This window comes from Dongia rigui (assembly GCF_034044635.1).
Classification (GTDB): Bacteria; Pseudomonadota; Alphaproteobacteria; order Dongiales; family Dongiaceae; genus Dongia; species Dongia rigui.
The window spans coordinates 593,597-618,143 of the sequence record NZ_JAXCLX010000002.1 but is presented as its reverse complement, the minus strand read 5'-3'; the positions used below and the strand labels follow the sequence as shown (position 1 = coordinate 618,143).

Here is a 24,547-nt window from a genome sequence, read left to right as displayed (position 1 = left end):
GCAACTACATCGTGCTATGACGCCACGCGATCCAGCTTGAGCCGGATCGAATGGGCGAATCCCGCCCAGTAAATGCACATATCGCGCTGTTCCTTAGTCGGGCAGAAGTCGATCGACTGGGGCTTGACCTCGAAATAACGGAACATCGACGTCTCGACGCATTCGTTCATCGCCGATTTGCTGGGCGTGAGGCAGGACGCCTTTATTCTTTCACTGATGAGCTTGCTGGCCTGCTGGCCGCGCGCATCGCGGCTGCCCCATTGCACCTCGGCCGGGAGTGGCGCCGAGCCGCTGTTCTTGATGACGTTGCCGACGAATTGGCCTTCCAGGATGCAACTGACGAATTGCTTCAAATCGCGCCCTTGCCCACAGGGTCCGGCGCCATCGGCGGCATCGAAGGCCTCGACGAGGCGAGAGCGCACGCAGATGGCTTGCCCCGCCGGCAATGTCAGCAAGTCGTCGGGCGTTTCGAGCTTGGCCTGGCACGCGTCGGAAAGCGCCCGGTGCAATTCGACCAAGGCATCCTTTGTCCCGCTCAGGCGCCACAGATCCTCGCTGGTCGCCATCGGCGCTTTCGATGCCGGTTCAGACGACGCACACGCAGCGGCGATGACCAGAAGAACAACACTCAGGGTGTTACGGCAGAGACGACCCAACATCCTTCCCCCTTCGACGTGACGACGCATGGCCAGGTCAGGAGCGAATGCGCCCGATGGCCGTCTTCCAACCCGCATAGAGCCTTTCGCGGTCGGCTTCTGCCATGTCCGGACGGAACTCGCGCTCCTGCTGCCAGTTGGCGGAGGCCGCCTTGAGATCGGGAATGATGCCGACGCCAAGACCCGCGGCTATGGCCGCACCCAGGGCCGTCGTTTCCACGACGACGGGGCGCCCGATCGGCACATTCAAGAGGTCCGCCAGGAACTGCATCACCCAGTCGTTGCGCGCCATGCCGCCATCGACGCGCAGAGACTGCACCTCGGTGCCGGTATCGCTGATCATGGCGCTCATCAGGTCACGGGTCTGGTAGCAGACGGCTTCCAGCGCCGCACGCACGATCTCGGCAATGCCGGTGTCGCGGGTGAGACCCAGAAGCGCACCGCGTGCCATCGGGTCCCAATAAGGCGCGCCAAGCCCCGTGAAGGCCGGGACCAGATAGACACCACCGGTCCCGCGCACGGAGCGTGCCAGGCGTTCCGTTTCGCCGGCCTGTTGGATGAGCTTCAAGCCGTCGCGCAGCCATTGCACGGCAGCGCCGGCGATGAAGATGCTGCCTTCGCTGGCATAGGCCGTTTCGCCTTTGAGCTTGTAGCCAACGGTGGTGAGCAGCCGGTTCTTGGAGAGAACGGCCCTGCCGCCCGTATTCATCAAGGCAAAGCAGCCGGTGCCATAGGTGCTCTTGATCATGCCGGGCTTGAAGCAAGCCTGGCCGATGAGCGCTGCCTGCTGGTCGCCGGCCATCCCGGCAACCGGCAGGCTGGCGCCCAGCTCACGCGGATCCGTCATACCGAACGCACTGGCATTCTCGCGGATCTCCGGCAGCATCGAGCGCGGCACGCCGAAAAGCTTCAGCAGTTCGTCATCCCAGTCGAGCTTGTGGATATCGCACAGCATGGTGCGCGAGGCGTTGGTGACGTCGGTCGCGTGGCTTTTGCCGCCGGTGAGGCGCCACAGCAGGAAGGTGTCGATGGTCCCGAAGGCCAGGTCGCCCTTATCGGCCGCAGCGCGCGCACCGGCCACATTCTCTAGAATCCAGGCGATCTTGGTGGCCGAGAAATAGCTGTCGATCAGCAAGCCAGTCTTTGCCTGGATCTTTGGCTCCCAGCCATCGGCGATGAGCTTCTTGCACAACGGCGCGCCACGCCGATCCTGCCAGACGATAGCGTTATGAACGGGCTTCCCGGTCTTGCGGTCCCAGACCACCGTCGTTTCGCGCTGATTGGTGATGCCAATGGCGGCAATTCGCTCAGCGCCGACCTTGGCGATGACGCCCTTGGTCACCTCGACCGTGGCGCGCCATATTTCCTCCGGATCATGTTCGACCCAGCCATCGGCCGGATAAACCTGCGTGAGCTCCTTTTGTGCCGTCGCCTGCGGTTCGCCCTTCAACGAAAAAGCGATGGCGCGCGTGCTGGTGGTGCCCTGGTCGATGGCGAGGATGAGATCCGCTTTGGCCATGCGCGCGATCCTCACTTCGTACCGAACAAGCGATCGCCGGCATCGCCGAGCCCCGGCACGATATAGGCGTTCTCGTTGAGATGGGAATCCAATGCCGCCATGAAGATCGGCACGGTTGGATGGGCGGCTTGGACAACCCGCACACCCTCCGGCGCCGCCACCAGTGACATCAGGCGGATATTGTCGTCGGCGATGCCGCGTTTGTTGAGCGTATCGATCGCAGCCGAGGCTGAATGCCCAGTCGCCAGCATGGGATCAACCAGGATGAATATGCGGCCTTCCGGTTCCGGTAGCTTCACGAAATATTCAACCGGCCGCTTGGTCTCATGGTCGCGATAGAGACCGATATGCCCCATCCGCGCCGCCGGCACCAGTTCCATCAATCCGTCCGCCATGCCGAGGCCGGCGCGCAAGATCGGCACCACCGCGACTTTCTTCCCCATGATGACCGGTGCCGCCATTTTGGTGAGTGGCGTTTCGATCTCCTGCGTCGTCATCGGCAGGTCGCGCGTCAGCTCGTAGCCCATGAGCAGCGCGATTTCCTTCAGCAGCTGCCGGAACAAGGTGGTCGGCGTTGCCTTGTCGCGCATCATCGAGAGCTTGTGCTGGATCAGCGGATGATCGAGCACGCTGAGCGTCGGAAATTCCTTGAAGGTCTTGACCATGGGCTTGCTCCCTGCTCCCGCCCGCAACAGTCCGGGCCGGTTGTTGTTCTTTTTAGATGACCTGAAAGCCGTGCTTATAGGGATCGCGATCGTCGATGAAGATGGTGTTGTAGCCGGTCACGCGCGCCCAGCCTTCGATCGACGGCACGATGGCCGGCTTGTTGCCGACCGCCGCCGCTTTCTCGACCCGCCCCTTGAACAGCGAGCCGATGATGCTTTCATGAACGAAATTGTCGCCGACCGTCAGCTTGCCCTTGCCTGCCAGCTGCGCCATGCGCGCCGAGGTGCCGGTGCCGCAGGGCGAACGGTCGATCGCCTTGTCGCCATAGAAGACGGCGTTGCGGGCGTCGGCACCATCAACCGTTGGCTTGCCCGTCCAGAGGATATGCGACAGCCCGCGGATGGTCGGGTTGTCTGGATGCTCGAAGGTGTACCGCTCGTTCATGCGCCGGCGCAGTTCGCGGCTCATGGCGATGAGCTCGCCGGCGGTAAAATCCGCCATGTCGCGATAGTTCTCCTGCGGCTCGACGATGCAATAGAAATTGCCGCCATAAGCGACATCGACCTTGATCGGGCCGAGTTCGGGGCAGTCGATCTCGAGACCTTCCGAATGCAAGAAACCTGGCACGTTGGTCAGGCGCACACTCTCGACATACTCGCCGACCTGCTCATACTGCGCGACGACGAGGCCGGCCGGCGTATCCAGCCGCAGCTCGCCCGGCTTCTTCGGCCGGACCAAGCCGTTCTCGATCGCCACCGTCACCGTGCCGATGGTGCCGTGACCGCACATCGGCAGGCAGCCGGAGGTCTCAATGAACAAGATGGCAACATCGCAATCGTCGCGGGTCGGCGGATAGAGGATGCTGCCGGACATCATGTCGTGGCCACGCGGCTCGAACATCAGCCCTTTGCGGATCCAGTCATATTCACTGAGGAAATGCTGGCGCCGATCACTCATCGTGGCGCCGCGCAATTGCGGGCCACCCCCGGAAACGACCCGCACGGGATTGCCGCAGGTATGCGCGTCGATACAGGAAAAGGTGAATCGGGCCATAGTTAACCTTTTGATGGACAAGGGACTTGCGCGAATTGCGGCGCATGACAGTGAGCCTGCCAATTGATATAACCCGGCCCCGGCCTTGGCAATCTTGAACCGACTGATTCTGCGCGCCTATGACCCAGGACATCCTGAATGCAGACCGCACAACAGACTCTCCGCCAAGCACAACCGAGGCAGAATCGGTGAACCGCCGCTCCTTCCATATTCGCTATGCAGCCATGTTCTTCTCGCCGATGCTGGTTGTGGTCGTCATCGTCGGCGCTCTTTATGCTTTCCTTTGGCGGACGCTGGAGACGATCGGCCCGGTGACCGCCGCGCGACTGCAAGACAAGACAGGTGATCTCTACGGTGCCGCGCTCTTCTATCGACCCTTTGCCTACAAGCTTGAGCGTTACCGACTTACGTCGCCAGATATTCTTTTGGTCGGTTCTTCCCGTGTGATGCAGTTCGCGGGCGAGGTCTTCAACGTGCCGGTTCTCAATTCCGGTGGCGCCTCCAACACACTCGACCAGACCGTCGGCTTCATCCGCGCTGCTCTGGCTGTTCACAAGCCCAAGGCGATCTTGATCGGGCTCGATTTCTGGTGGTTCAATCCAAGTCGCGACGACGATATCGATGCGACCGGCGATATGAGCGACGATGTTGATCTGTCGCTGAGCCAGCTCTTCGCACCGCTGCAATGGGTATCCGAAGGCAGCCTTCGTGCAGGCTCATTTTTCGAAGCCCTCCTGCCGGTGAAGGATTTGGCTCCCGGCATTGGCGCTTTCGCCAAGTTCGGCGGTCGCGGGTGGGATGTCTATGGGCGATATGACTACGGCACCCTCCTCGACGGCGGTATGCAAAGTGACGATCGACATTTTAAGCGCACGCTGAAGCGCCTGCAAAGCGCCAAGATATCGAGCAAGCTCAACGTCCGTGTCTCGCCATCGGCCGAGAAAATCGATGAACTGCGGCAACTCTTGGCTGAACTGGACGGGCAATCGATCGAGGTCGTGCTGTTCTTACCGCCTTTGGCCGGTTCGGTATTGCAGGCGATTGAGCAGGACCCCGAGAGCCGGTTGATTCCGCTGTGGCGCGACGCCATGGCAAACCTCGGTGCGCGCGTTTTCGATTTTACCGATCCGCAGGCCCTCGGCTCCAATGATTGCGAGTTTGTGGATGGGTTTCACGGCGGTGCAGTCACATATATGCGTATCCTGGATGCGATCGCCGACTATGGCGACACGATCCTGTCGCGCGCCATCGATCGCGATATGGTCGCAGGCCTCATCGCCACCAATGCCGGGCACGCCCGCGTCAACGAACTGCTGCCCGGCGACGCGCCGCCGGAAATCGACTTCCTCGATCTAGGTTGCCCAAAAGCCCTTTGACTCCGTTGCCGTTCTCCGGCGCGCTGAACGAGAAACCGACATGCTCTTTAATTCCTACCAGTTCCTGTTCGCCTTCCTTCCTGCAACGCTGGCCCTGTTCTTCCTGCTGGGGCGGTTTGCGTCGCGGGACTTCGCGATCGGTTTTCTCGCTTTGGCTTCGGTGTTCTTTTATGCCTGGTGGAATTGGGTCTACATCATCCTCATCCTGGCTGAGGTCGTCTTCAGCTTCCTGGTCGGCCGGCAATTGGAACGGACCGATCTCGATCAGCGTAAGCGCCATCTCATTCTGGCCGCGGCCATCGCCCTAATCTTGCTTGTGCTCGGCTATTTCAAATACACCAATTTCTTCCTTGGCATGATCAACGAGGTCGGCGGCACGCAACTCGGCCCCTGGCACATCATCCTGCCGCTCGGCATTTCCTTCCATACCTTCCAGCAGATTGCCTATCTGGTTGATGCCTATCGGCGTTCCGCCAAGCATTATCGCCTGATCGACTTCTGCCTGTTCGTCACCTTTTTCCCGCAGCTCATTGCCGGCCCGATCGTCCACCACAACGAGGCCATCCCGCAAATCCGCCGCCCAGGCTTTCTGACGCCGCGCGGCATCAACCTGCTGGTGGGCCTGTCCCTTTTCGGCCTGGGCCTCTTCAAGAAGACGATCATCGCCGACACACTGGCGCAGGTAGCCAATCCGGCGTTCAACGCCGCTGCCGGCGGCGCCCATCTCACCCTCGTCGAAGCGTGGATGGGTGCTCTGGCGTACTCCCTGCAACTCTATTTCGATTTCTCGGGCTATTCGGACATGGCCATCGGCCTGGCACGCATGTTCAACGTGCGCTTTCCGGCCAACTTCCATTCGCCCTACAAGGCCGTGAACATCGCCGATTTCTGGCGGCGCTGGCACATGACCCTGTCGCGCTTCCTGCGGGACTATCTCTATATCCCGCTGGGCGGCAATCGCCAGGGTACGGCCCGTCAGGTGATCAATCTGTTCCTCACCATGTTGCTGGGGGGGCTTTGGCATGGTGCCGGCTGGACCTTCGTGATCTGGGGCGCCATGCACGGCATCTTCCTGGCAATCCAGCGCTTGTGGTCAAGCTTTGCCAAAGGGCGCGGCTTCGTCCTGCCGCGCTGGCTCGGCTGGCTGATCACGACGCTCTGCGTCATGGCTGCCTGGGTCTATTTCCGCGCGCCCGATGTCGCCACCGCCCACAGCGTTCTGGCTTCGCTGGTCGGTGGCCATGGCTTCAGCCTCAAGACGCCGAACTTGCCCGACATGCCGCTGGATGGGTGGCCGGTCATCCTGCTTGCCGGTCTGGTCGCCGTCCTCGCCCCAAACAGCACCGAGATATTCCGCCGTTATGCGCCAACCCTGAAATTGGTCACACTGGCGCAACGGCGCCTGGGTCGGTTCGAGCGGTATCTGGAATGGCGCCCCGTGACTGCCTGGGCGCTTATTGCCGGCATCGTGACGACGGCGGGTGCCGTCGCCATTCTAGGCTGGCAATCGGAATTCCTTTACTTCCAGTTCTAGTGAGACTGTCAGTATGCCGCGACTTCTGCGTTACGCGATCCTCTTTGCCCTGCCGGTGGCGATCGCCGCGTCCGCGCTCGGGCTCTCCTACCTGGTGCTGGACCGCGCTGGCGAGACGATCGATCCGCTGGCCGCAGCAAGGCTGCAGCAAGGCGCCGATGTCGTCTACAGTTCAGCGCTCTTCTATCGACCGCGCCCCTATAAGATCGAGCGGGCAAGGCTGACCAAGGCGGACATTGTCCTGCTGGGTTCGTCGCGCGCGATGCAATTCGTCGGCGCACCCTGGAAAGTGCCGACCTACAATGCGGGCGGCGCGATGCGTGATCTGGAATCAGGTGAGATCTTCACCGACAGTCTGCTCGAGCTTCACCATCCCAAACGCATCATCATCTCGCTCGATTGGTGGTGGTTCAGCCAGTCGCGTCGACCCGATGCGCCAAGCGACGCATCACCAGATACGCCACTGACATTGCATGAACTGGTGCAGCCTGCCGTCTGGCTTTGGGACGGGACACTGACGCGGCAAAGGCTGCAGGCATTGCTGCTCGAGCCCGGCGCGTTGAAACCGGCGATCGGCCTGCCGGCGCAGTTCATGCACGCCGGATGGGATCCGTTCGGCCATTACGACTACGGTGACATTCTGACCGAGCAGGCCGGTGGCAACGACATCGGCTTTCAGGAAACGCTGAAGGATATTCAGCGCCATTCCAAGCGCAACGATCGCGCGCCGAGCAATGCTTTTTCAGAGGAGTCCTGGCAGCGCCTGGAGGCTCTGGTAAAGCGCTTCCAGGATTCCGGCGCCGAAGTGATCCTCATTCTGCCGCCCGTCGCCGGCCCCGTCTATGACTGGATCGCCGCCCAGCCCGAACCCAATCTGGTGAAGGAAGTGCAGCGTCGCCTGCCGACGCTGCCGGCCCTCACTTTCGATTTCCATGATCCCAAGACGCTCGGAACTGATACTTGCGAGTTCGTCGATGGCATTCACGGTGGCGAGGTCACTTACCTGCGCGTGCTCGACGCGATTGCAGCCGATCCCAGCGCCGATCTGGAAAGTGCGGTCGACCGGCCGCTGATCCAGCGGCTCATCGCCGACAATGCGGGTCATGCCAGCCTGAAGCACGATGATCCCGACCGGATGCCGGAGGCAGATTTCAACAGCCTCGGCTGCAGGAAGTAATCAGCGGCCGCTTTTGAGCAGGTCGCGAATTTCGGCCAGCAGCTTCTCGCTTTCGCTCGGCCCAGGCGGCGGTGCCGCCTCTTCCGCTTTCTTGAAGCGGTTGATCTGCTTCACCAGCAGGAAGATGGCAAACGCCACGATCAGAAAATTGATCACGGCATTGAGAAAGACGCCGTAATTGATGGTGACGGCACCGGCTTCCTGAGCGGCCTTCAGCGTGTCGTAATGCGGCCCGCTGAGCGTAAGGAAGAAATTGCTGAAGTCGATGCCGCCCATGATGAAGCCGATCGGCGGCATCAGGACATCTTTGACCAGCGAATTGACGATCCCGGTGAAGGCCGCGCCGATGATGATACCGACGGCAAGGTCGACGACATTGCCGCGCATGGCGAAATCGCGGAATTCCTTGAACACGGTTCTCCCCTCCCTCAGCATTTTGCCCGACGTCATTCTGCCCGACGTCATTCTGGCTGGCATCAGGTTAGGTCAGCCAAGCACGCCCCGCAAGGCATCGACCACCCGTGTCACATCATGGTCCGTCATATCGGGATAGAGCGGGATCGACAACTGGCGCTCGTAATAGGAATCGGCACCCGGCAGATCCAGCTTGCCATAGAGGTCGCGATAGTAAGGCTGCTGGTGCACAGGCAGGTAGTGCACCTGCGTGCCGACACCCTTGGCCTTCAATTCCGCCACCACCTGCGCCCGCGACTTACCAATCGCTGCGAAATCGATCAGCACGGCGTAAAGATGAAGGGCGGCATCATCTCCCGCCTGCTTGGCGACGACCTTGAGGCGTGGCGCCAGTGCCGCCAGTTGCGCGTCATAGAGCGCGGTCAACTGGCGGCGGCGTTCGACAAAGCGCGGCAACTTCCGCAACTGACTTTCACCCAGCGCACAGGCAAAGTCGGTGATGCGGTAGTTCCAGCCCAGCGCCTGCATTTCGTAATACCAGGGATTGGCTTGGCCATCGGGCGCAAAGCCGAGATCGCGGTGCTTGAACTCCGATGGTTCCCGTACCATGCCATGGCTGCGATAGAGCATCATGGTCTTGTATTGTTTGGGATCATTCGTCGTCGTGACGCCGCCTTCGCCCGTCGTCATCGTCTTCACTGGATGCAACGAGAAACAGGCCATCTCGGAAAGCGCACAGGCGCCGACCTTGGCGGTGCTGTTGTTGCCCGATTGATGCACGGTGCCCAATGCATGGCAGGCATCCTCGATAATCTTGATGCCCTTGGCTTCGGTCATCGCCCGGATCGTCGCCATGTCGGCGCAATGGCCGTTGAGATGGACGGGCAGCACCGCTTTGACCTTGGCCGAACCGGCGCGCGCCAAAGCCGCTTCCAGCGCGGCTGGCGTCAGGCGGCCGCTATCGGGATCGACATCGGCAAAAATCACATCCGCACCGCAGAAGCGCGCCGCATTGGCGGTGGCCAGAAAGGTGAGCGTAGGCACGATCACCACGTCGCCCTGCTGCAGCCCCAGCGCAATGCAGGCCAGGTGCAATGCTGCCGTCCCGCTGTTGCTGGCAACCGCGTAGCGCGAACCTACAGCCGCCGCAAAGGCCTGCTCGAACCGACCAACGCCAGGCCCGGTGGTCAGATAATCCGCCTGCAGGGCCTGGGCCACCGCGGCCAGATCGTCCGCATCGATGCTCTGTCGACCATAGGGAAGAAAGGAATTCGTGCTCATGATTCCAGGAGGACATTGGAAATGGAGGAAAATCTATACCGGCTGAACATCCCCTGTGCCAGCGCCAGAACGTCTGCCAACAATTTCTGTTAACCATTCTTCTTTAGAGTCTGACCAAGGATCGCTTGGTATAGTTTTGGTGGCCGCGTGAGTCGGCCATGTTGAGACCGGCAGGGAGCCTCCCAGCATCATGACAGCGTCGGACGAGAACCAGCCTCCAGACGGCGATTCCAGTCCCAAGGTTTTCGTCTATCGCATTCAGCAACGCAAAGGTCTGCCGACCCTACGCGGCGAGATTCTGGCCGAGGATGAGGCCGACGCCGAGCGTCAGTTGCGCCTGAAGCTCCTCTCTCCGTCCCTGCCGCCCCATGTCGATTTCGAAGCCAAGGAAGAAATCGACGCGCGCGAACGGGCGGCAAAGTCGCGCAATGTCCGTCTGTTGCTTGATATTCTGCGGGCGCATCATGATTGGCTGCGGGGCGACGGCGGTGAGCGGGCCGACTTTACCGGCCGCAATATGTCGGGCCTGAAATTGCCCCGCCTCGACCTCTCCATGGCCAATCTGTCCGGCTGCGATTTCTCCGGGACAGATCTCTCCGAAAGCAAGCTGCAGGGTGCCAATCTCGCCGGCAGCAACCTTGCCGGCGCCAATCTCAAGGACGCCGATCTTTCCGGTGCCGATCTCTCCGACGCCAACCTGAAAGGCTCCAATCTCTCCGGTGCCAATCTCGACGGTGCGGATCTATGGCGGGCTAACCTGATGGGGGTCGAGGTGGCCCCGGACGTGCTGCACCGCGCCCTTTCCTGCCGCCACCCAGGCTCAAACCAGCCGAACGACTGATTTAATATCGTTCTATATCAGTATGTTGACCAAATCCTTGCGGGATCAGCCCCGGGATGGGTATCACTGCGCCCACGCCGCGCCCTGGGCGCGAACGAGTCGAGTACGGTCTGGAGTCTCATGAGCGATCTTTTCGAAGGCACGTCCAAGAAGGGCGGCGATTATTCGGCCAAGGATATCGAGGTTCTGGAAGGGCTTGAGCCCGTCCGGCGGCGTCCTGGCATGTATATCGGCGGCACCGACGAACGCGCCCTTCATCATCTGGTCGCCGAAGTGCTCGACAACTCGATGGACGAGGCCGTCGCCGGCCATGCCAGCCGGATCGAGGTCGAGCTCGACAAGGACGGCTATGTCACCGTGCGCGATAACGGCCGCGGCATTCCGATCGACCCGCACCCGAAGTTCAAGGACAAGTCGGCGCTCGAAGTCATTCTCACCACCCTGCACTCCGGCGGCAAATTCTCCGGCAAGGTCTACCAGACCTCCGGTGGTCTCCATGGTGTCGGCAGTTCGGTGGTGAATGCCCTCTCCGACGACCTCATCGTCGAGGTCGCCAAGGATAAGCAACTCTGGGTGCAGAGCTACAAGCGCGGCAAGCCGGTCACCAAGCTCACCAACCAGGGCAACGTCAACCGCCGCGGCACGTCGGTGCGCTTCCATCCTGACCCCGAGATTTTTGGCAAGCTGGCACATTTCAAGCCGAGCCGGCTCTATCGCATGTGCCGCTCCAAGGCTTATCTCTATCGCGGTGTCGAGATCCGTTGGAAATGCGACCCGACACTGGTCCATGACGGCGATGACACGCCGGCCGAGGCTGTGCTGCATTTCCCCGGCGGCCTGATGGACTACCTCAACATGACGCTGGGGACTCGCAAGACCATCACCGCGGCCCCCTATGCTGGCCAGGCAGACTTCACTGATGAACAGGGCCGCCTCGAATGGGCGATCGCCTGGCCGGTCGATGAGGACGGCTTCATCAACTCCTATTGCAACACGGTGCCGACACCCGAAGGCGGCACGCATGAAAGCGGCCTACGCACCGGTCTCACCCGCTCCTTGAAGGCCTATGGCGAGCTGATCGGCAATCGCAAGATCGGCCTGGTCACGTCCGACGACATCTGCGGCAACGCCGCGATGCTGCTCTCGGTCTTCATCCGCGATCCGCAATTCCAGGGCCAGACGAAGGAAAAGCTGGCCTCGCCGGAAGCGACGCGCCTGGTCGACAACATGATCAAGGATCATTTCGACCACTGGCTGTCGAACGATCCGAACCGCGCCAAGGACCTGCTCGACCGCGTGATCGAGAAGGCCGAGGACCGCCTGCGCAAAAAGCAGGACAAGGAACTCTCAAGGAAGACCGCGACGCGGAAGCTGCGCCTGCCTGGCAAGCTCACCGATTGCACCAAGGACGCGATGGCGGGGACCGAGATCTTCCTGGTGGAAGGCGACAGCGCCGGCGGCTCGGCCAAGCAGGCGCGTAACCGCGAGACCCAGGCCGTGCTGCCCTTGCGCGGCAAGATCCTCAACGTCGCATCCGCCACCAATGACAAGCTCGCCGCCAACCAGGAACTGGTCGACCTTATCCAGGCCCTTGGCTGCGGCAGCCGCGACAAGTACAGCGAAGAACGCTTGCGCTACGACAAGGTCGTCATCATGACCGACGCCGATGTCGACGGTGCGCATATTGCTTCGTTGCTGATGACCTTCTTCTACCGCGAGATGCCGCAGCTCATCGAGAACGGCCATCTCTACCTCGCCCAGCCACCGCTTTATCGTCTGGCGCAGGGCGGCAAGGTCGCCTATGCCCGCGACGACGCGCATAAGGAAGCGCTCCTCAAGGGTGAGTTTTCCGGTCGCGGCAAGGTCGAGATCAGCCGTTTCAAAGGCCTTGGCGAAATGCCGGCCAATCAGCTGAAAGAGACGACGATGGATCCGCGCAATCGCTCGCTCCTCAAGGTGCGCATCCCGCACAAATATAACGAGGAAGAGCGCGAAGAAGCGCGCGAGACTGCCGATCTGGTCGAACGGTTGATGGGCCGCAAGGCGGAGATGCGTTTCCAGTTCATCCAGGAAAACGCCCGCTTCGCTCAGAATCTGGATATCTGACGTCCTAGGGCGCCCGCACCTTCCGCCGCAGCTTTCTCTTGCCTCCCGGTGTGAGGGGACCTGCGAACCCAAGCCATCCTCGTTCCGACAAAGCCTTCAGGCGGTCGCTGAACAGGTGCGACTGTGGCAAACCTGCACCGGTGCCAAAGCGGCGCTGGTGACAAATGGTGATGGACGCCACATCCACGCACCTGGACGTGCCGTATCCTGTCCACTACGTTGATGAAGGCTCTTATCGGAAGATGACAATGATGTTTCTGCGCGATCTCGCTTGGGGTGCGGTCGCCCTTCTTGCTTCGACCGCCATGGCCTGGGCCGATCCCGTTGCCCAGGTCGTCAGGCTGAGCGGTACGGCAACAGTGACCCGCGACAATGCAACGGCACAGTTGAAACTGGGCGCGGCGCTTGAGACCGGCGACCGTTTGGCAACCGACGCCACCGGCCGGGTGCGGCTGCAATTGATCGATGGCTCTGTCATCAATCTGGGCTCGCTCGCCAATTTCGAGATTGCCGAAGTCGAAAGCGGTGGCCCCGGGACCGAGCGTCAAGTTGGCCTGGAACTGCTGACCGGCGCCTTGCGCGCATTCGCGGCCCCGGCCACGCCGTCCTCACGTTTTGAAATTCGCACGCCGCGGGCCATCACGGCCGTGCGCGGGACCGAATGGGGCGTCATCGCGATGCCGGCGCAGAGCGATGTCCTGGTCATGAGCGGCCGCGTCGGCGTGCGCAAGAACGAGATTTCAGGTCGCAGCGCGATTTCACTGACCCGCACGTTGGGTGTCACTGTGACAGATACCGGTCTTGGGGCGATCACCCGCTGGCCAAAGGCCCAGGTCGAAGCTTGGCAGGCGGCGACCGATGTGCCTGGCGCGGACGTGCCCTTCGATCTTGGCGCGGCACCGGCGCTCGACCTCCTGCCGCAGGCGCCCCAGACGCCGCAGCAGAATCCCAGTCAGCCACCCCGGAAGCGGACCAGCCGTTGCTTCGATCCCGATACCAGCCTTTGCGACAAGGACGGCAATGGCGGCCGTGACAACGATCGTGACCATGACAATAGTCATGATCACGACAGCGACCATGACCATGACCACGACAGCAACAACAGCTAAAGAAGCTGGTGGCGCAAAAGAAAACGCCGGGAGCGACATCGCGTCCCGGCGTTTTCCATTTCAATGATAGCGCAGTCGATTGCGCGACCGGACAGCGTCCAGTCAAACGTCGGCGTTGATGATCAGCAGATCGACTTCGCGCGGCGCATAAAGCGTGGTGCCATTGCTGAAGGCAAAAAACGCGTGGCCGGAAACATCCTCGCCCGCCGCCGTCACCAAGGTTTCAACGACACCGGCGTCCACCACGGGCTCGTCGGTCAAAATTAGAATGCTGAGATCACCACCATCGCCTTCAATGACAATGGCGCCGCTGCTGTCAGGCAGCAAATCAGCAAGAGAAAGGCTGATGGCGTCGCCGTTACCGGCGTCGCCATCAGTATGAGGTACAATTGGTTGCAAATACTCAGGAGCATCAATCATATCAATTCTCGCTTCAGCGAAGGCCAAGCCGCCCAGCCCCTAAAGGCCGCATTCGCCTAAACCGGTCAGTTCCGAGTCAAAATATGGCACTTCCCATTCAGGAAATGAACCGGCGAATCTTGTCGGTGGATACACCAAAATGTGTGAAGTGAGTTTTTCCCGCACATTTGATCGAAATACCCCTGATCGAACGCCGTGGGTGCCACGTGAGAGGCGTGTGAGGGGCTATATTTGGATGCGTCTGTCCGGCGGTCATTAACCATTCCGGCAAAGCAACGGGGCGGGAACAAGCCCCGCCCCCCTCACTCCCGCCCAGCAAGGGCGTTTAGAAATCCGCGCGGTAGGTCGAATGGCAAGCCCCGCAGGCATCGCCAAGCTTCTTCACCGCACCCGGAAAAGCTGCTGCATCGGTCACGGCAGCGAGTTCCAGCGCGGCGGCACGGGCATCGTTCCGCGCGGCATCGAAACCGGCGCGATCGCTCCAGACCTTTTCCGTGGTGCCCGACTTATCTGAGGCATCGGGAAACAGCGTACCGAAATGCTCCAGTTCCATGGCGATCACCTTTGCCTTCTCGGAAACTTCGGCCTGGTCGAATGTCCCGGCCTTCGCCATGGCGCCGATCGGCTTGAAAGCGCCGCCGATCGTTTCCATGGCCTCTTCCCGGTCATGGCCAAGGCCGGTGGCGCAGCCGGCCAGGATCAAGCCAAGCAATGCCAGGCGCAATTTTGTGACTTTCATCTGGGTACCTCCCTCGAGTCTTCGGATGACACCGAAACCGTAGACGGCGAAAGCTGACAGCAAGCTGAAATTCCGGCGGCCGAACGGGCGGATCGGCCCATCATGAAAGGACCGCCCCAGGAACTTTGCAAGCGCCATACCGTTTCTGGAGCGCGCCGAAGAAACCCCCAGCTGGGAGTAATGCCTTGGGCCGGAAAACTGCCTTGCGCATGTCACGTTGGATGGTGTCCAGCTTGGCCGGCCTGCTCGCCGCCTGCGCCGCCGATCACCAGGGCGAGGCGATCCAGCAGCATTACATCAGTTCCGGCGAAGACCTGCGCAGCACGCCTTATGCCTATAGCAATCCCGCGCCTTATGGCTATCACCTGCCCTGGGGACAGCCGAATGCCGAGACGGTCGGGTATTTGTCCGCCGATCGTTTCGCGCCACGTCCGGGGCTGGTCTGCGAGCGCGGCAGGCATGTCTGCTACACCAGCAACGGCATCGATGCGGCCGAGACTGAACGCTATCTGGGCCCGCGCGGGAAATGGAAACGCGACAAAGCCTACGGCACGCCACAGACCTATTTCATGATGCCGTGAAGCGCGCGCCGACGTTCAGTGCCGCACGGATGCATCCTCAGCTGCCGAAAAGCCTGTGGAAATAATCGATATCCAAAGCCGCGGGTGGGCCCTATAGTGATCCGGTCACTGCCGAAGCTTGCGATACATGTTCAGTACGGGCCCTTCGAGGCAGCTCGTAGTGCCTGAACGGCGTCAGCCAATGAACGCGACACCGACTCTCACGTCGATATCGGCAGAATAACAACCTCGCCGCCCGCACGCTGGGTCGCCCGAGAGAGGCACAGGCGGAGATCCGTCTCCGCAAGGCCAAATGATCTGCCACGCTGGCCTTAGCACTCCATCGCTGCTGATTGTTCCGTTACGCCTGCATTTACTCAATAATGATGGAGAACAAACGTGATCACCCGCCAACCATTGTCCCGACAGGTTGAGGAATCGCAGCGCATTGCGCGCGAGACACGCAATCGCGAGCGGCACCGTGAGCAGGAAATGCTGAACGAGAAGGCAAAGGAAAGCGCCGTCTTTGCTGAAAGGACCGCGCAGCTCCGCGCGACCCGCTTGGCAAAGGAAGCCGGCGACCGCGAGGTGGCGCAGCAAGCACTGGCCGCCAAGCTGGCAGCCCCCGCCAAAAAGGCTACCAGGACCAAATAGCGACATCGACGCGCCGGCATCATCCGCCGGCCGGGACTGATGCTATCGGAAGCGATGGCGAGGCGATGTGGGCGCCGGACAAGCGACGGCTCTTTGGCCCACGAGACTGCTTGTGCCGGCACCCCTCATGCATTCCGCCTGCCGGCAGCGTCAGGCCCCCCTTGTCCGGAGAGAAAATGGCATGAAGTACTTCACCTCACCGATCGTGCTGCCGATCCTGATTTTCCTGGTCGTCGCGGCGCTGGTTTTCCTGCGTCAGGTGACCTGACGCTGGGACTGAGCCAGAGGGACGATTTCGCAGCGGCGTATCGGCTGCGTCGGCGGGCCTTGCTTGATAGGCCCGCGGTCACAAAGCTGCCGAGGTGCGGTGATATTCCATGTATTTGTGGCGGGTCGCGATGCGGTCGGCCAGATACTTTGCATCGTGCCAAACGCCCCAGATGAAGCTCGATCCACGCCTTGACTGCCATGGCAGGCCAAGGAAGTAGATGCCCGGCACTTCCGACACACCGCGCTGATGCTTCGGCTTCCCCTTCTCGTCGAAGGTATCGACCTTCATCCAGCTGTAATCGGCGGAGAAGCCCGTCGCCCAGATGATCGACGTGACACCTGCCTCGGCAAGATTAAGTTCACGGATCGGATGCGTCATGCAAGCCGGATCCGGATCGATCTTGCGCGCCTCTGGCTCGGGTGGCAGGTCAAGGCCGTTGGCCGCGATGAAGGCGTCGGCCTCGTCCAGCACCGACAGATAATTGGCATCGCCCTTGGCGACATTCGCCACCAGATCGCCGGCGAAACGCATCACGCCCGCTTCGCAACTCTGCGTCCTCCCGACCAGCGTCACGCCGAGTGCTGCAAGGCGGCGAAAATCGATCGTGTAGCCGCCATGGGCACCGCTCACCGCAATGGTGACATGCTCCATGCCGGGGCCGCGAGTCTCGAGATCCCATTTGCCGAGAACGCCCAGCCACCAGCAGAAATCCCGCCCCCGATAGGCGCGCGGCGGCCGGTCATGCGGGCCGACGGAGAGAAACACCTGCCGGCCGGCGCGCGCCAGTTCATCGGCGATCTGCACGCCGGACGAGCCCGCACCGACCACCAGAATGGCACCCGTCGGCATCTGCGCCGGGTTGCGATAGGCGCTGGAGTGGATCTGCACGATCCCTGTCTCAGCCGGGACCATGGCAGGAATGATCGGCACCTGGAACGGGCCGGTCGCGGCCACGACGTTGTTGGCCTCGAACACACCCTGGCTCGTCTCGATGCGAAAACCCGGCCGGCCCGCGTTCTTCTCCACGCGCTTCACGTCGACACCACAGCGAATGGGGGCGGCGATCATCTTGGCATAGGCCGCGAAGTAATCCGCGACTTCTTCCTTGGATGGAAAACCATCCGGCCCGGTGACGGGGAATTCCATGCCCGGAAAACGGTCGTGCCAGGCCGGACCATTGGCCACCAGCGAATCCCAGCGCTCGGAGCGCCAGCGCTCGGCAATGCGATGCCGCTCGAGCACCACATGCGAAAGACCGCTCTTGCTCAAATGCTCGCTCATGGCGAGGCCCGCCTGACCACCGCCAACGACCAGCGTGTCCACCTTCTCAACCTGCATAGAACCAGCCTCTTCCTTCGTCCGACATGCCGGACCGTGCAACCGACTGGAGGAAAGATCTAGCAGCGCCCGTACCGATCAGAAAATACTATTTCCCTGGGTTCGAGATAGGTAAAGGTAATCTACGGGTTCACGGCATGCCCCTGTGGGGGCGTGGCGCGTCAGCTCTGCCAGCCATCCACAAACGGAAAGCGCTCGGCCCAGAACGTCGCCAAGCGCGGATCGGAATCCGTGCGCCGCACGGCTTCCGCCAGCCCGGGTGCCACCTCATCAAAACGCCGCCGCCCAGGCGACCAGCGCGAGGCCGTGGCCACGTAAAGATCGAGCACGGAGAGATCGTCACCAAGAAGATACCGGCCGGGCTTCACTTGCGCCCCCATCACACCCCAGCAATGCGCGATGCGGTCATAGATGTGCGCCTTGGCGGATTCATGATCCTCCGCACGATCAACGACCCGCGCCGGATTATCCGAGATCCAATAGAGCGCATAGATCGCCGAGGAGACGAAATTCATCCAACGCAAGAATGCCGGCCGCGCCAAGTCAGTCACCGCCGGCGCCAACCGCGCTTGAGGGAAAGCATCGGCGAGCCAGATCAGGATCGCCGCACTCTCCGTCATGATCTCGCCCGACGGCAGCGCCAAGGCCGGCACCTGAAGCAGCGGATTGATGCGCGTCAGGTCGCTTGCCCGCGCAGCACCTTCCCAAGGCGCGTGATCCTCAACGCGATAAGGCAACCCGATCAGGCTGAGGGCCGCCTCAATCGGCACAGACCCGGAGCCAATGGCTCCGTAGACGGTGTAGATGGCACTCAAGACCTATTCACCTTCAAAGTGAAGGTTCACGATGATGCAGCTATCGCCATCGTGCGTAAGCCTTGGCCCCCAGGAATCGCGATCTGATTCGGATTTTGATGGTAATTTCAGCATAGCTTCAATTCTCAAACGGAGACTCCGAAAATGGATAGCAATGACTTAAAGAGCCGCATCGTGGCATTGGAGGCCATTGTCGCCTCATTGCTGGCGGAGCGTCGGGTAGATCATGAACTCTCTAGTGAAGATCGGCATGAAGCCACGATCGACGTTGCGGGCGAGCACGTGGAAGCCCTACTGGGAGTCGCGGGCACAAAACTCGTTGACCGCATTGGCGACATCAGCAACTCGATGATCCACCGGTTCGAGCCCGTTGGCTGAGATTGGGATCTGCGCCCCTAACGTGAGGTCAACCTCATCGCCGCGCTGATCACCCGACTACTTCGCACGGCGCGTGATGTTGGTTGCGGTCGTCATGAGCACAGATGGTAGGACAAAATCAGGACTTCCGTCGGGTCGGATTTGATGATTTTGCAGTCTTAGTTTTCTTAACAGACTGGGCCGGTTTGGACGGTTCTGGGACAGCAGCATTTGGCGCCCCTAAGAAAACAGGGCCAAGTTCGACAATCGGATCCCCAGGCCTCGGTTGTCGCACCAGAAAACTGGCGACACGTTTAGGTTTGCCCGGCCCAATTATGAATTTCACGTGGTACGTTCCGAACTCAGGGAGCAGTGCGTTGCCCACGGCGATGGTAAATGGTGCCGGTGACTCTTCTTCGATAGTCTTGACTTCAATATCGCCCTCAGCTGATAGCATAACCTTGCCGGACGGTGAGAAAACTTCGAATTTAGCTTTGCTCGAAACCGGTTCGGCTAGAAACAACGGTAATCGGAAGCACAGTTTCAGCATACGGTGAGGGACGGAGGGAACTACAAGGACATTGTTGTAGAGCCCAACAATGGTCTCCTTGCCATTAATCTCAAGACGCACATCGTCACAGATTGTTAGCGTACCCAAGCGGTACTTCATGCGTATCACTTTCGTAGTGTAGGTAGAGAAGCCGTCATGTCTCGACTAGGGACCACATACGTCGACCACAAGTTCCAATTGGTTGCATTTGAACCAGCGCTCCCAGCGGAAAGGGCCTTTGCCTTTGACGCGCCAGATCCAATTAGGATTGCGTAATTGTGGCCATCCTTAGCCGCGTAAATCACATCCTGAGCAGTCCTGTTCGCGACCAGTTTCTCGTACTTCGCTGTGCTCGCTAGGGGACGATCACCCAATGCGGCCATGTATTCGCAAATAGTTCGTGCACTCAGATTGGCTTCGCCATCAAGCTGGCGCGAGATTGTCGAAGCGCTCTTCTTAAGAAGCTTTGCCATCTTCGCGCGTGTGATGCCACTCTCCGCCATGACACGCTCGATTGCATGGATCATGTCGCTGACATATTCGGCAAAAAGGATATCGACCTTTTCCTCATGACTTGCCGACTCCACGGTGACGCGTTCGTTGCCAAACGTCACCCCAGTCACCCCGACCTCATTTCCCATCATACCAACTCCCAAATCTCTCAGCCGCTGTCCTGATATCGATGTGCTGACGGCCCCCGGCCCCGCCCTTCCCACTACTCGAGGCAAGCGTCAAGATAATCGAAGCCACCCCATCAACCACCTCCTCAACGCCATAAATTCGATACACATCCTTCTTGAACTCGCAAATCACTCGTTCACCGCACTTGCCGCCCGTGGGATGCCTACCCAAGCGCTTGAACTTTTTCTCTCTGGGCTCATCCTGACTGGTGATGGCGCGCGCAAACTTTCCCATCGTTGCACGGAGGAAAGCACGCGTTCTTACATCACCGATACCATCGAATTCGGCTTTACATTTCTCCGTCATCAAGACGTTTCGGTTGGTACCGTCGTTTGCTGAGGAAAAGACCGTAGCAAGGCTTTTTCGCTTAACCGACATGTAGGCAACCTTGCATTATATTGCAACTACCGGCAACACACTTCGATGTGAACATTAATTGAACGGGCAATTTATCCAATTTCGCCGTCGTCCCATCGGTATCCGTTGGCGATGATTCTCCAACTCTACAAAGCCTAACGCGCCCTCCGGCCAACGCAATCTCCGCGCGTACCGGCTATTAGAATTAAAATCAGGACCCGTCTCTGGGCTGGGAAATGAACGCCATCTCTTTCGCGACCCCAGGCCCCAGTCGCCGTATAGAAATCCTTGGCCCGCTCATAGTTCACGCACAGTCGCATCGAACTCGGCTAGCGACCCCCCTACAGAGATTCTTTAACAGTTTGATTTTCTCGGAAAATAAATGGTCGGAGCGACAGGATTTGAACCTGCGACCCCTAGACCCCCAGTCTCGAAAATACCTGTTACAGCAAGTAACAGGAGATAACGCGAAACCACGAGTTATGCCCATTACGCCTTGCTTTCCTCAAGGTCAGCCATATCTTTAGCTAACAGGATGGAACGCCAGAAAACACCCCTCCGTGTTGTCCTGGCGTTACCCAGAAGCTAGGCCGGAGACCACGAGATGCCGCGTAAAAAGCTGACTGAGCTCACCCTAAAGAGCCTCAAGGCACCGGCCGACGGCCGAATCGACTATTTCGACCTCACGCTCCCCGCCTTCGGCATCCGGCTCTCGTCGACCGGAGCCGCCAGCTGGTTTGTATTTTACCGGATAGACGGCAAGCTGGTGCGGGATGTGATCGGCAGGTACCCGGCGAAAAGCCTGGCTGAAGCCCGGGCGGATGCCAGGGACCGATTGCAGCTGGTCGAGACGGGCCAGGACCCCCGGCATGTAGCCGCCCGACAGATCGCCCAAGAGGCCAAGCGCCGAGCGGACACATTCGCGGTGTTTGCTGAGACCTACAAGACCTCTCACCTGGACAAGATCAGCTCCGGCCAGGGCCTCTGGGATCACGGCATTGAGGCCGATCTTAATCCGGCCTGGAAAAACACGCCCATTCGGGACTTATCCCGAGGCAAGGTCATGGCCCTTCTCGACCAGATCGAGGCCGAGAAGGGTGTCTATGCTCGGAACCGCCGGCTTGCACTGATCCGGCATATGCTGAATTTCGCTCTGGACCGCGAGCTGCTGGACGCCAACGTCGCCGCCCGGATCAAGATGCTCCCGGAAGCCGATCGTCAGAGGATCCTGACCGATGCCGAGCTGAGGGAGGTATGGCAGGCGACCGAAAAGCTGGCCAACGCCTTCCAGGGTTTTGTGCGCCTTTTGCTCCTCACCGGCCAGCGCCGACGGGAAGTCTCGGACATGAGGCATGTCGAGATCGATCGAGACCGCAATCTTTGGGTCCTTCCGCCCCAGCGCATGAAGGCTAGGCAGGCCCATGTAGTCCCGCTATCTCGGTTTGCGCTGGGTGTGCTCGACGATGTGGCTGCGCTCGAAAGTACGCCAACCTATGTGTTCAGCACCGGCCGCCGCGGCGATGCGCCGATTAGTGGATTCAATAAATTGAAGATCCAGCTAGATGTCGCGATCCTAGCGGCTCGCCAGGAGACCAACCCCGAAGCCAAACCAATGCTGGACTGGCGCTTGCACGACCTGCGCCGGACCTTCCGCAGCGGCCTCTCGCGCCTTAGGATCGAGCCTCACATTGCCGAGCGGTGTATAGCTCATGTGCCAGGAGGCATCCAGCGCGTCTACGACGTTTTCGAGTATGAAGACGAAAAGCGCCATGCTTTTGACGCGTGGGCAAATCACGTCTCAAATCTCATTTCGCCAATATCCAACGTCACGTCGTTGACGCGGAAGGCCTCATAATTCCGATCGCCGCGACAACTTGGCAGAAACTGGTGCGCACCCGATGACGAAAAGACGACGCATTCTCATTCTGGACCAAGTTGCGCTTTCCGAAGCACTGAAGGCTCCTGACGAACTAACCAGATCGCTGGCACAATTGATTTCTGACGACCGGGAGCATCGCGTCGTCTCTCTGGTCGCAGCACTTCAGGCCAAAATCTGGAAGCTCCGCGTAGTTGAAACCAAGCCGGCAGGCCGTCCTTCTAAATGGGGAGGTCCCGGCAAACTCTTGGCTTGGCGGGCTGTAGAAGTTCAGTGGCAATTGGACAAACGCAAAGACCCGACGATAACCATCAAAGGAAGCATCGATAACAAGTTCAAAAGCCTTCCAAGAAGGTCGGGCCGTGGGTGGAAGATTTCTGGGGGGCAAGATCCCGACGGAACGCTTTACCTGACCTCACCCGCAACAGCCAGGCGGTATCACGCGGAAGGAGCCGCCTATCTGTCCACGGCACCGGCCGAAGTACGGGATCGGTGGCAGTGGGATGTGGATCTTTATGTCGACTACTTTACCGAAAGACGCTTCTTTCGCCGCAGGAAGGTGTGAGGCGAAATAGAGGCGCATTAAGCACTCCTGGGAGGGGATATTTCCCCCACATTCGAAGCTGCATGGTTAGCCATCTTTAAACATGGAGGATGGCGATGCGCCTTTACCGATATCCAGATTTGGTCGCAAGAAAGATTGTTACAAATCGCGTCACGCTTGCTCGTTGGCAGCGTGCCAATGGCTTTCCCGCCAGCATCCGACTTGGCCCGAACAGCGTCGCATTCAATGCGGACGAAGTTGATATTTGGGTTAGGTCACGCCTGAACAACGCACAGTCGTTACAAAGTACTGTCGACAAGGCCGAAGGCATCCACCCGAACGACAAGGTCAAGGGGGCTCTGTGATGACGGGCCGTTTCGCCCGTCTTCCTGCAGCCGCCGTATCCGATCGTCGATTGAGTGGTGATGACCTGCGTGCCCTGTGTGCCATAGCGATCTACGTCAATCGCAAGGGAACTTGCTGGGTATCCACCGAGCGCCTTGCTCAAGATCTTGGTTTGCATCGGCGATCAATTCAGCGTCACGTCAAGCGGCTTATCGATCTCGGTTATCTTCGCAAAGAACAGGGGTTCGATACCTCTCTAGGTTATCGAAGGCGGTTCTTATCCGTCCTCTATCCAGAGGTGGATGATGCCGAAGTCCGCCCCCATTCAGATGCTGACGCGTCCGCCGACCAGCTTGGAAGTTCACAAGGACACGAAGACACGGAAACATGAAAGACGATACCAAATCTCCTGAGGTCCTATCCTCATCGAAAACGACACGGACTGTCATACACATAGTCGCGCCCCGGCCCTTAGAAACGACACGGACTGTCGTACACATAGTCGCACCGCGATTTACAGAAGCGGCACGACCCGTCGTTAACATCGTCGCACCTTCGAATCCAAACACGCCACGAGACGTCGTTTCCCTCTCTCGATTTGTGCCTTCAATAACGACGTCTGGTGTCCTGGACAAAGCGACAAGGCGGCGACCTGAAAACGACATGCGGGACATTCCAAAGCGACATCTGCGTGTCGCCGTAGATAACAGCCAATCTAAACAGCCTAAAGAACAGCCCATCTTCAACAGCCCACATTACGACGCGACAGACGCGTCGTCCGATGAAGAAGGTGATGCCTAAGTACCGACAGGAATGACGATGACGATGACGACGGCTGAGTGCTGAGACCGGGGGGACCTCGGAAGACACACTGCGCGAATCCGGCGACACCCACCAATTTCTTGCGGAAATTTTTTCCGGCCGGCCGCTGCTTTTTTGTGGAGATTCGATTGATGGCCCAGAAACCCAATAGATCCGCGCGCATCTCGCCGCCGGCTGCGCTCGATGTGGACGGAAAAATGCAGTTTCGGCGCATTTGCAGGCAGCGAACTGCATTGAATCGGCCCGTTATGCCCGCCGAAATTGACGATGTGGTGTCGCTGATCCTTGCGCGCAAGCGCTTGAGCCAACTGCAGGCATTGTTTGACCGTGCTGCCGCGGAGGCCGCCCGATCTCACTGCTGCGGATCAACAGCCAAGTCGTTCATCGCGACAGCATCAGCGGTCGATCGCACGACCGCCTTGGTCGGGAAGCTTGCTCGCGCACTTGGTTTAGCCAGCGACGGAAGGGGGCGGAAATGAGGATGTG

General features: G+C 59.9%; 28 protein-coding genes. 15 read left to right on the top strand and 13 right to left on the bottom strand.

The window, feature by feature from the left end; translation table 11 throughout:
• Positions 1 to 14 precede the first annotated feature (14 nt).
• The 4 genes from SMD31_RS14445 to SMD31_RS14430 all read right to left on the bottom strand — a co-directional run bounded on the left by SMD31_RS14445 (position 15) and on the right by SMD31_RS14430 (position 3,894).
• Positions 15 to 566 (bottom strand): hypothetical protein, encoded by a 552-nt coding sequence (locus SMD31_RS14445; protein WP_320501604.1) that lies wholly within the window; start codon positions 564 to 566, stop codon positions 15 to 17.
• 127 nt (positions 567 to 693) lie between these two features.
• Positions 694 to 2,175, bottom strand: a complete 1,482-nt coding sequence (gene glpK / locus SMD31_RS14440; protein ID WP_320501603.1) for a glycerol kinase GlpK — start codon at positions 2,173 to 2,175, stop codon at positions 694 to 696.
• 11 nt (positions 2,176 to 2,186) lie between these two features.
• A complete protein-coding gene (gene upp, locus SMD31_RS14435; protein ID WP_320501602.1) occupies positions 2,187 to 2,840 on the bottom strand; it encodes a uracil phosphoribosyltransferase in 654 nt (217 codons plus the stop codon).
• A gap of 52 nt (positions 2,841 to 2,892) precedes the next feature.
• Positions 2,893 to 3,894 carry a 4-hydroxyproline epimerase gene (locus tag SMD31_RS14430; RefSeq protein ID WP_320501601.1) on the bottom strand — a complete coding sequence of 334 codons (1,002 nt, stop codon included), beginning with the start codon at positions 3,892 to 3,894 and terminating at the stop codon, positions 2,893 to 2,895.
• A gap of 119 nt (positions 3,895 to 4,013) precedes the next feature.
• Here SMD31_RS14430 and SMD31_RS14425 point away from each other — a divergent pair, with 119 nt between their 5' ends.
• From SMD31_RS14425 to SMD31_RS14415, 3 genes are read left to right on the top strand one after another with little or no spacing between them, the layout of a single operon-like run.
• Positions 4,014 to 5,270 (top strand): hypothetical protein, encoded by a 1,257-nt coding sequence (locus SMD31_RS14425; RefSeq protein ID WP_320501600.1) that lies wholly within the window; start codon positions 4,014 to 4,016, stop codon positions 5,268 to 5,270.
• Between the two features lie 40 nt (positions 5,271 to 5,310).
• The gene (locus tag SMD31_RS14420; protein WP_320501599.1) at positions 5,311 to 6,804 is read left to right on the top strand and encodes an MBOAT family O-acyltransferase; all 1,494 of its coding nucleotides are present in this window, start codon (positions 5,311 to 5,313) and stop codon (positions 6,802 to 6,804) included.
• A 13-nt stretch (positions 6,805 to 6,817) separates the two neighbouring features.
• The gene (locus SMD31_RS14415) at positions 6,818 to 7,981 is read left to right on the top strand and encodes an SGNH/GDSL hydrolase family protein (RefSeq protein ID WP_320501598.1); all 1,164 of its coding nucleotides are present in this window, start codon (positions 6,818 to 6,820) and stop codon (positions 7,979 to 7,981) included.
• On the opposite strand, the gene mscL is transcribed toward SMD31_RS14415, so the two are convergent.
• Together mscL and pseC are read right to left on the bottom strand one after the other, a co-directional pair.
• Positions 7,982 to 8,395, bottom strand: a complete 414-nt coding sequence (gene mscL, locus SMD31_RS14410; RefSeq protein WP_320501597.1) for a large conductance mechanosensitive channel protein MscL — start codon at positions 8,393 to 8,395, stop codon at positions 7,982 to 7,984.
• Between the two features lie 72 nt (positions 8,396 to 8,467).
• Entirely contained in the window at positions 8,468 to 9,676 is a 1,209-nt protein-coding gene (pseC, locus tag SMD31_RS14405) for a UDP-4-amino-4,6-dideoxy-N-acetyl-beta-L-altrosamine transaminase (protein WP_320501596.1), read from the bottom strand.
• A gap of 190 nt (positions 9,677 to 9,866) precedes the next feature.
• Here pseC and SMD31_RS14400 point away from each other — a divergent pair, with 190 nt between their 5' ends.
• The 3 genes from SMD31_RS14400 (at position 9,867) to SMD31_RS14390 (ending at position 13,732) form a co-directional block, all read left to right on the top strand.
• Entirely contained in the window at positions 9,867 to 10,517 is a 651-nt protein-coding gene (locus SMD31_RS14400; RefSeq protein ID WP_320501595.1) for a pentapeptide repeat-containing protein, read from the top strand.
• A gap of 120 nt (positions 10,518 to 10,637) precedes the next feature.
• Positions 10,638 to 12,623 (top strand): DNA topoisomerase IV subunit B, encoded by a 1,986-nt coding sequence (gene parE / locus SMD31_RS14395; protein WP_320501594.1) that lies wholly within the window; start codon positions 10,638 to 10,640, stop codon positions 12,621 to 12,623.
• A 242-nt stretch (positions 12,624 to 12,865) separates the two neighbouring features.
• Complete coding sequence (locus SMD31_RS14390; protein WP_320501593.1) at positions 12,866 to 13,732, top strand: FecR family protein; 867 nt, start codon at positions 12,866 to 12,868, stop codon at positions 13,730 to 13,732.
• Between the two features lie 102 nt (positions 13,733 to 13,834).
• Here the strand turns inward: SMD31_RS14390 and SMD31_RS14385 are convergent, their stop codons facing one another.
• Positions 13,835 to 14,179 (bottom strand): hypothetical protein, encoded by a 345-nt coding sequence (locus SMD31_RS14385; protein WP_320501592.1) that lies wholly within the window; start codon positions 14,177 to 14,179, stop codon positions 13,835 to 13,837.
• Between the two features lie 298 nt (positions 14,180 to 14,477).
• Positions 14,478 to 14,891 carry a cytochrome c gene (locus tag SMD31_RS14380; protein ID WP_320501591.1) on the bottom strand — a complete coding sequence of 138 codons (414 nt, stop codon included), beginning with the start codon at positions 14,889 to 14,891 and terminating at the stop codon, positions 14,478 to 14,480.
• A gap of 185 nt (positions 14,892 to 15,076) precedes the next feature.
• Here SMD31_RS14380 and SMD31_RS14375 point away from each other — a divergent pair, with 185 nt between their 5' ends.
• The 3 genes from SMD31_RS14375 to SMD31_RS14365 all read left to right on the top strand — a co-directional run bounded on the left by SMD31_RS14375 (position 15,077) and on the right by SMD31_RS14365 (position 16,373).
• Positions 15,077 to 15,472, top strand: coding sequence for a YcgJ family protein (locus SMD31_RS14375; RefSeq protein WP_320501590.1), 396 nt, complete (start codon positions 15,077 to 15,079; stop codon positions 15,470 to 15,472).
• 378 nt (positions 15,473 to 15,850) lie between these two features.
• Positions 15,851 to 16,105 (top strand): hypothetical protein, encoded by a 255-nt coding sequence (locus SMD31_RS14370; RefSeq protein ID WP_320501589.1) that lies wholly within the window; start codon positions 15,851 to 15,853, stop codon positions 16,103 to 16,105.
• Between the two features lie 112 nt (positions 16,106 to 16,217).
• A complete protein-coding gene (locus SMD31_RS14365; protein ID WP_320501588.1) occupies positions 16,218 to 16,373 on the top strand; it encodes a hypothetical protein in 156 nt (51 codons plus the stop codon).
• A gap of 78 nt (positions 16,374 to 16,451) precedes the next feature.
• Here the strand turns inward: SMD31_RS14365 and SMD31_RS14360 are convergent, their stop codons facing one another.
• Complete coding sequence (locus SMD31_RS14360) at positions 16,452 to 17,714, bottom strand: flavin-containing monooxygenase (protein ID WP_320501587.1); 1,263 nt, start codon at positions 17,712 to 17,714, stop codon at positions 16,452 to 16,454.
• Positions 17,715 to 17,875: 161 nt separating this feature from the next.
• Positions 17,876 to 18,529 carry a glutathione S-transferase family protein gene (locus SMD31_RS14355; RefSeq protein WP_320501586.1) on the bottom strand — a complete coding sequence of 218 codons (654 nt, stop codon included), beginning with the start codon at positions 18,527 to 18,529 and terminating at the stop codon, positions 17,876 to 17,878.
• Positions 18,530 to 18,673: 144 nt separating this feature from the next.
• Between SMD31_RS14355 and SMD31_RS14350 the strand changes: the two genes are divergently transcribed.
• Entirely contained in the window at positions 18,674 to 18,907 is a 234-nt protein-coding gene (locus SMD31_RS14350; RefSeq protein ID WP_320501585.1) for a hypothetical protein, read from the top strand.
• A 118-nt stretch (positions 18,908 to 19,025) separates the two neighbouring features.
• Here the strand turns inward: SMD31_RS14350 and SMD31_RS14345 are convergent, their stop codons facing one another.
• From SMD31_RS14345 to SMD31_RS14335, 3 genes are read right to left on the bottom strand one after another with little or no spacing between them, the layout of a single operon-like run.
• Positions 19,026 to 19,556 (bottom strand): DUF6941 family protein, encoded by a 531-nt coding sequence (locus SMD31_RS14345; protein ID WP_320501584.1) that lies wholly within the window; start codon positions 19,554 to 19,556, stop codon positions 19,026 to 19,028.
• A 5-nt stretch (positions 19,557 to 19,561) separates the two neighbouring features.
• On the bottom strand, positions 19,562 to 20,080 hold the full coding sequence (locus SMD31_RS14340) for a helix-turn-helix transcriptional regulator (protein WP_320501583.1): 519 nt from the start codon (positions 20,078 to 20,080) through the stop codon (positions 19,562 to 19,564).
• On the bottom strand, positions 20,067 to 20,495 hold the full coding sequence (locus tag SMD31_RS14335) for a hypothetical protein (protein ID WP_320501582.1): 429 nt from the start codon (positions 20,493 to 20,495) through the stop codon (positions 20,067 to 20,069). Before SMD31_RS14335 ends, SMD31_RS14340 begins: the two co-directional genes overlap by 14 nt.
• Positions 20,496 to 21,078: 583 nt before the next feature.
• Here SMD31_RS14335 and SMD31_RS14330 point away from each other — a divergent pair.
• The 5 genes from SMD31_RS14330 (at position 21,079) to SMD31_RS14310 (ending at position 24,540) form a co-directional block, all read left to right on the top strand.
• The gene (locus SMD31_RS14330) at positions 21,079 to 22,329 is read left to right on the top strand and encodes a tyrosine-type recombinase/integrase (protein WP_320501581.1); all 1,251 of its coding nucleotides are present in this window, start codon (positions 21,079 to 21,081) and stop codon (positions 22,327 to 22,329) included.
• A gap of 43 nt (positions 22,330 to 22,372) precedes the next feature.
• A complete protein-coding gene (locus tag SMD31_RS14325) occupies positions 22,373 to 22,915 on the top strand; it encodes a hypothetical protein (protein WP_320501580.1) in 543 nt (180 codons plus the stop codon).
• 89 nt (positions 22,916 to 23,004) lie between these two features.
• Entirely contained in the window at positions 23,005 to 23,259 is a 255-nt protein-coding gene (locus SMD31_RS14320) for a helix-turn-helix transcriptional regulator (protein WP_320501579.1), read from the top strand.
• Entirely contained in the window at positions 23,259 to 23,630 is a 372-nt protein-coding gene (locus tag SMD31_RS14315) for a helix-turn-helix domain-containing protein (protein ID WP_320501578.1), read from the top strand. Before SMD31_RS14320 ends, SMD31_RS14315 begins: the two co-directional genes overlap by 1 nt.
• A 562-nt stretch (positions 23,631 to 24,192) precedes the next feature.
• The gene (locus SMD31_RS14310) at positions 24,193 to 24,540 is read left to right on the top strand and encodes a hypothetical protein (RefSeq protein ID WP_320501577.1); all 348 of its coding nucleotides are present in this window, start codon (positions 24,193 to 24,195) and stop codon (positions 24,538 to 24,540) included.
• The last annotated feature ends 7 nt before the right edge of the window (positions 24,541 to 24,547 follow it).

Excerpts from the sequence above, each read along its gene's own strand:
- SMD31_RS14420 (WP_320501599.1), top strand. The coding sequence starts at position 5,311 with ATGCTCTTTAATTCCTACCAGTTCCTGTTCGCCTTCCTTCCTGCAACG.
- SMD31_RS14380 (WP_320501591.1), bottom strand. The coding sequence starts at position 14,891 with ATGAAAGTCACAAAATTGCGCCTGGCATTGCTTGGCTTGATCCTGGCC.
- SMD31_RS14400 (WP_320501595.1), top strand. The coding sequence starts at position 9,867 with ATGACAGCGTCGGACGAGAACCAGCCTCCAGACGGCGATTCCAGTCCC.
- SMD31_RS14345 (WP_320501584.1), bottom strand. The coding sequence starts at position 19,556 with ATGAAGTACCGCTTGGGTACGCTAACAATCTGTGACGATGTGCGTCTT.
- pseC (WP_320501596.1), bottom strand. The coding sequence starts at position 9,676 with ATGAGCACGAATTCCTTTCTTCCCTATGGTCGACAGAGCATCGATGCG.
- SMD31_RS14430 (WP_320501601.1), bottom strand. The coding sequence starts at position 3,894 with ATGGCCCGATTCACCTTTTCCTGTATCGACGCGCATACCTGCGGCAAT.
- SMD31_RS14310 (WP_320501577.1), top strand. The coding sequence starts at position 24,193 with ATGGCCCAGAAACCCAATAGATCCGCGCGCATCTCGCCGCCGGCTGCG.
- SMD31_RS14350 (WP_320501585.1), top strand. The coding sequence starts at position 18,674 with ATGGATAGCAATGACTTAAAGAGCCGCATCGTGGCATTGGAGGCCATT.
- SMD31_RS14425 (WP_320501600.1), top strand. The coding sequence starts at position 4,014 with ATGACCCAGGACATCCTGAATGCAGACCGCACAACAGACTCTCCGCCA.
- SMD31_RS14415 (WP_320501598.1), top strand. The coding sequence starts at position 6,818 with ATGCCGCGACTTCTGCGTTACGCGATCCTCTTTGCCCTGCCGGTGGCG.
- SMD31_RS14340 (WP_320501583.1), bottom strand. The coding sequence starts at position 20,080 with ATGATGGGAAATGAGGTCGGGGTGACTGGGGTGACGTTTGGCAACGAA.
- SMD31_RS14335 (WP_320501582.1), bottom strand. The coding sequence starts at position 20,495 with ATGTCGGTTAAGCGAAAAAGCCTTGCTACGGTCTTTTCCTCAGCAAAC.
- glpK (WP_320501603.1), bottom strand. The coding sequence starts at position 2,175 with ATGGCCAAAGCGGATCTCATCCTCGCCATCGACCAGGGCACCACCAGC.
- parE (WP_320501594.1), top strand. The coding sequence starts at position 10,638 with ATGAGCGATCTTTTCGAAGGCACGTCCAAGAAGGGCGGCGATTATTCG.
- SMD31_RS14330 (WP_320501581.1), top strand. The coding sequence starts at position 21,079 with ATGCCGCGTAAAAAGCTGACTGAGCTCACCCTAAAGAGCCTCAAGGCA.
- upp (WP_320501602.1), bottom strand. The coding sequence starts at position 2,840 with ATGGTCAAGACCTTCAAGGAATTTCCGACGCTCAGCGTGCTCGATCAT.
- SMD31_RS14315 (WP_320501578.1), top strand. The coding sequence starts at position 23,259 with ATGACGGGCCGTTTCGCCCGTCTTCCTGCAGCCGCCGTATCCGATCGT.
- SMD31_RS14390 (WP_320501593.1), top strand. The coding sequence starts at position 12,866 with ATGACAATGATGTTTCTGCGCGATCTCGCTTGGGGTGCGGTCGCCCTT.
- SMD31_RS14325 (WP_320501580.1), top strand. The coding sequence starts at position 22,373 with ATGACGAAAAGACGACGCATTCTCATTCTGGACCAAGTTGCGCTTTCC.
- SMD31_RS14320 (WP_320501579.1), top strand. The coding sequence starts at position 23,005 with ATGGCGATGCGCCTTTACCGATATCCAGATTTGGTCGCAAGAAAGATT.
- SMD31_RS14360 (WP_320501587.1), bottom strand. The coding sequence starts at position 17,714 with ATGCAGGTTGAGAAGGTGGACACGCTGGTCGTTGGCGGTGGTCAGGCG.
- SMD31_RS14445 (WP_320501604.1), bottom strand. The coding sequence starts at position 566 with ATGGCGACCAGCGAGGATCTGTGGCGCCTGAGCGGGACAAAGGATGCC.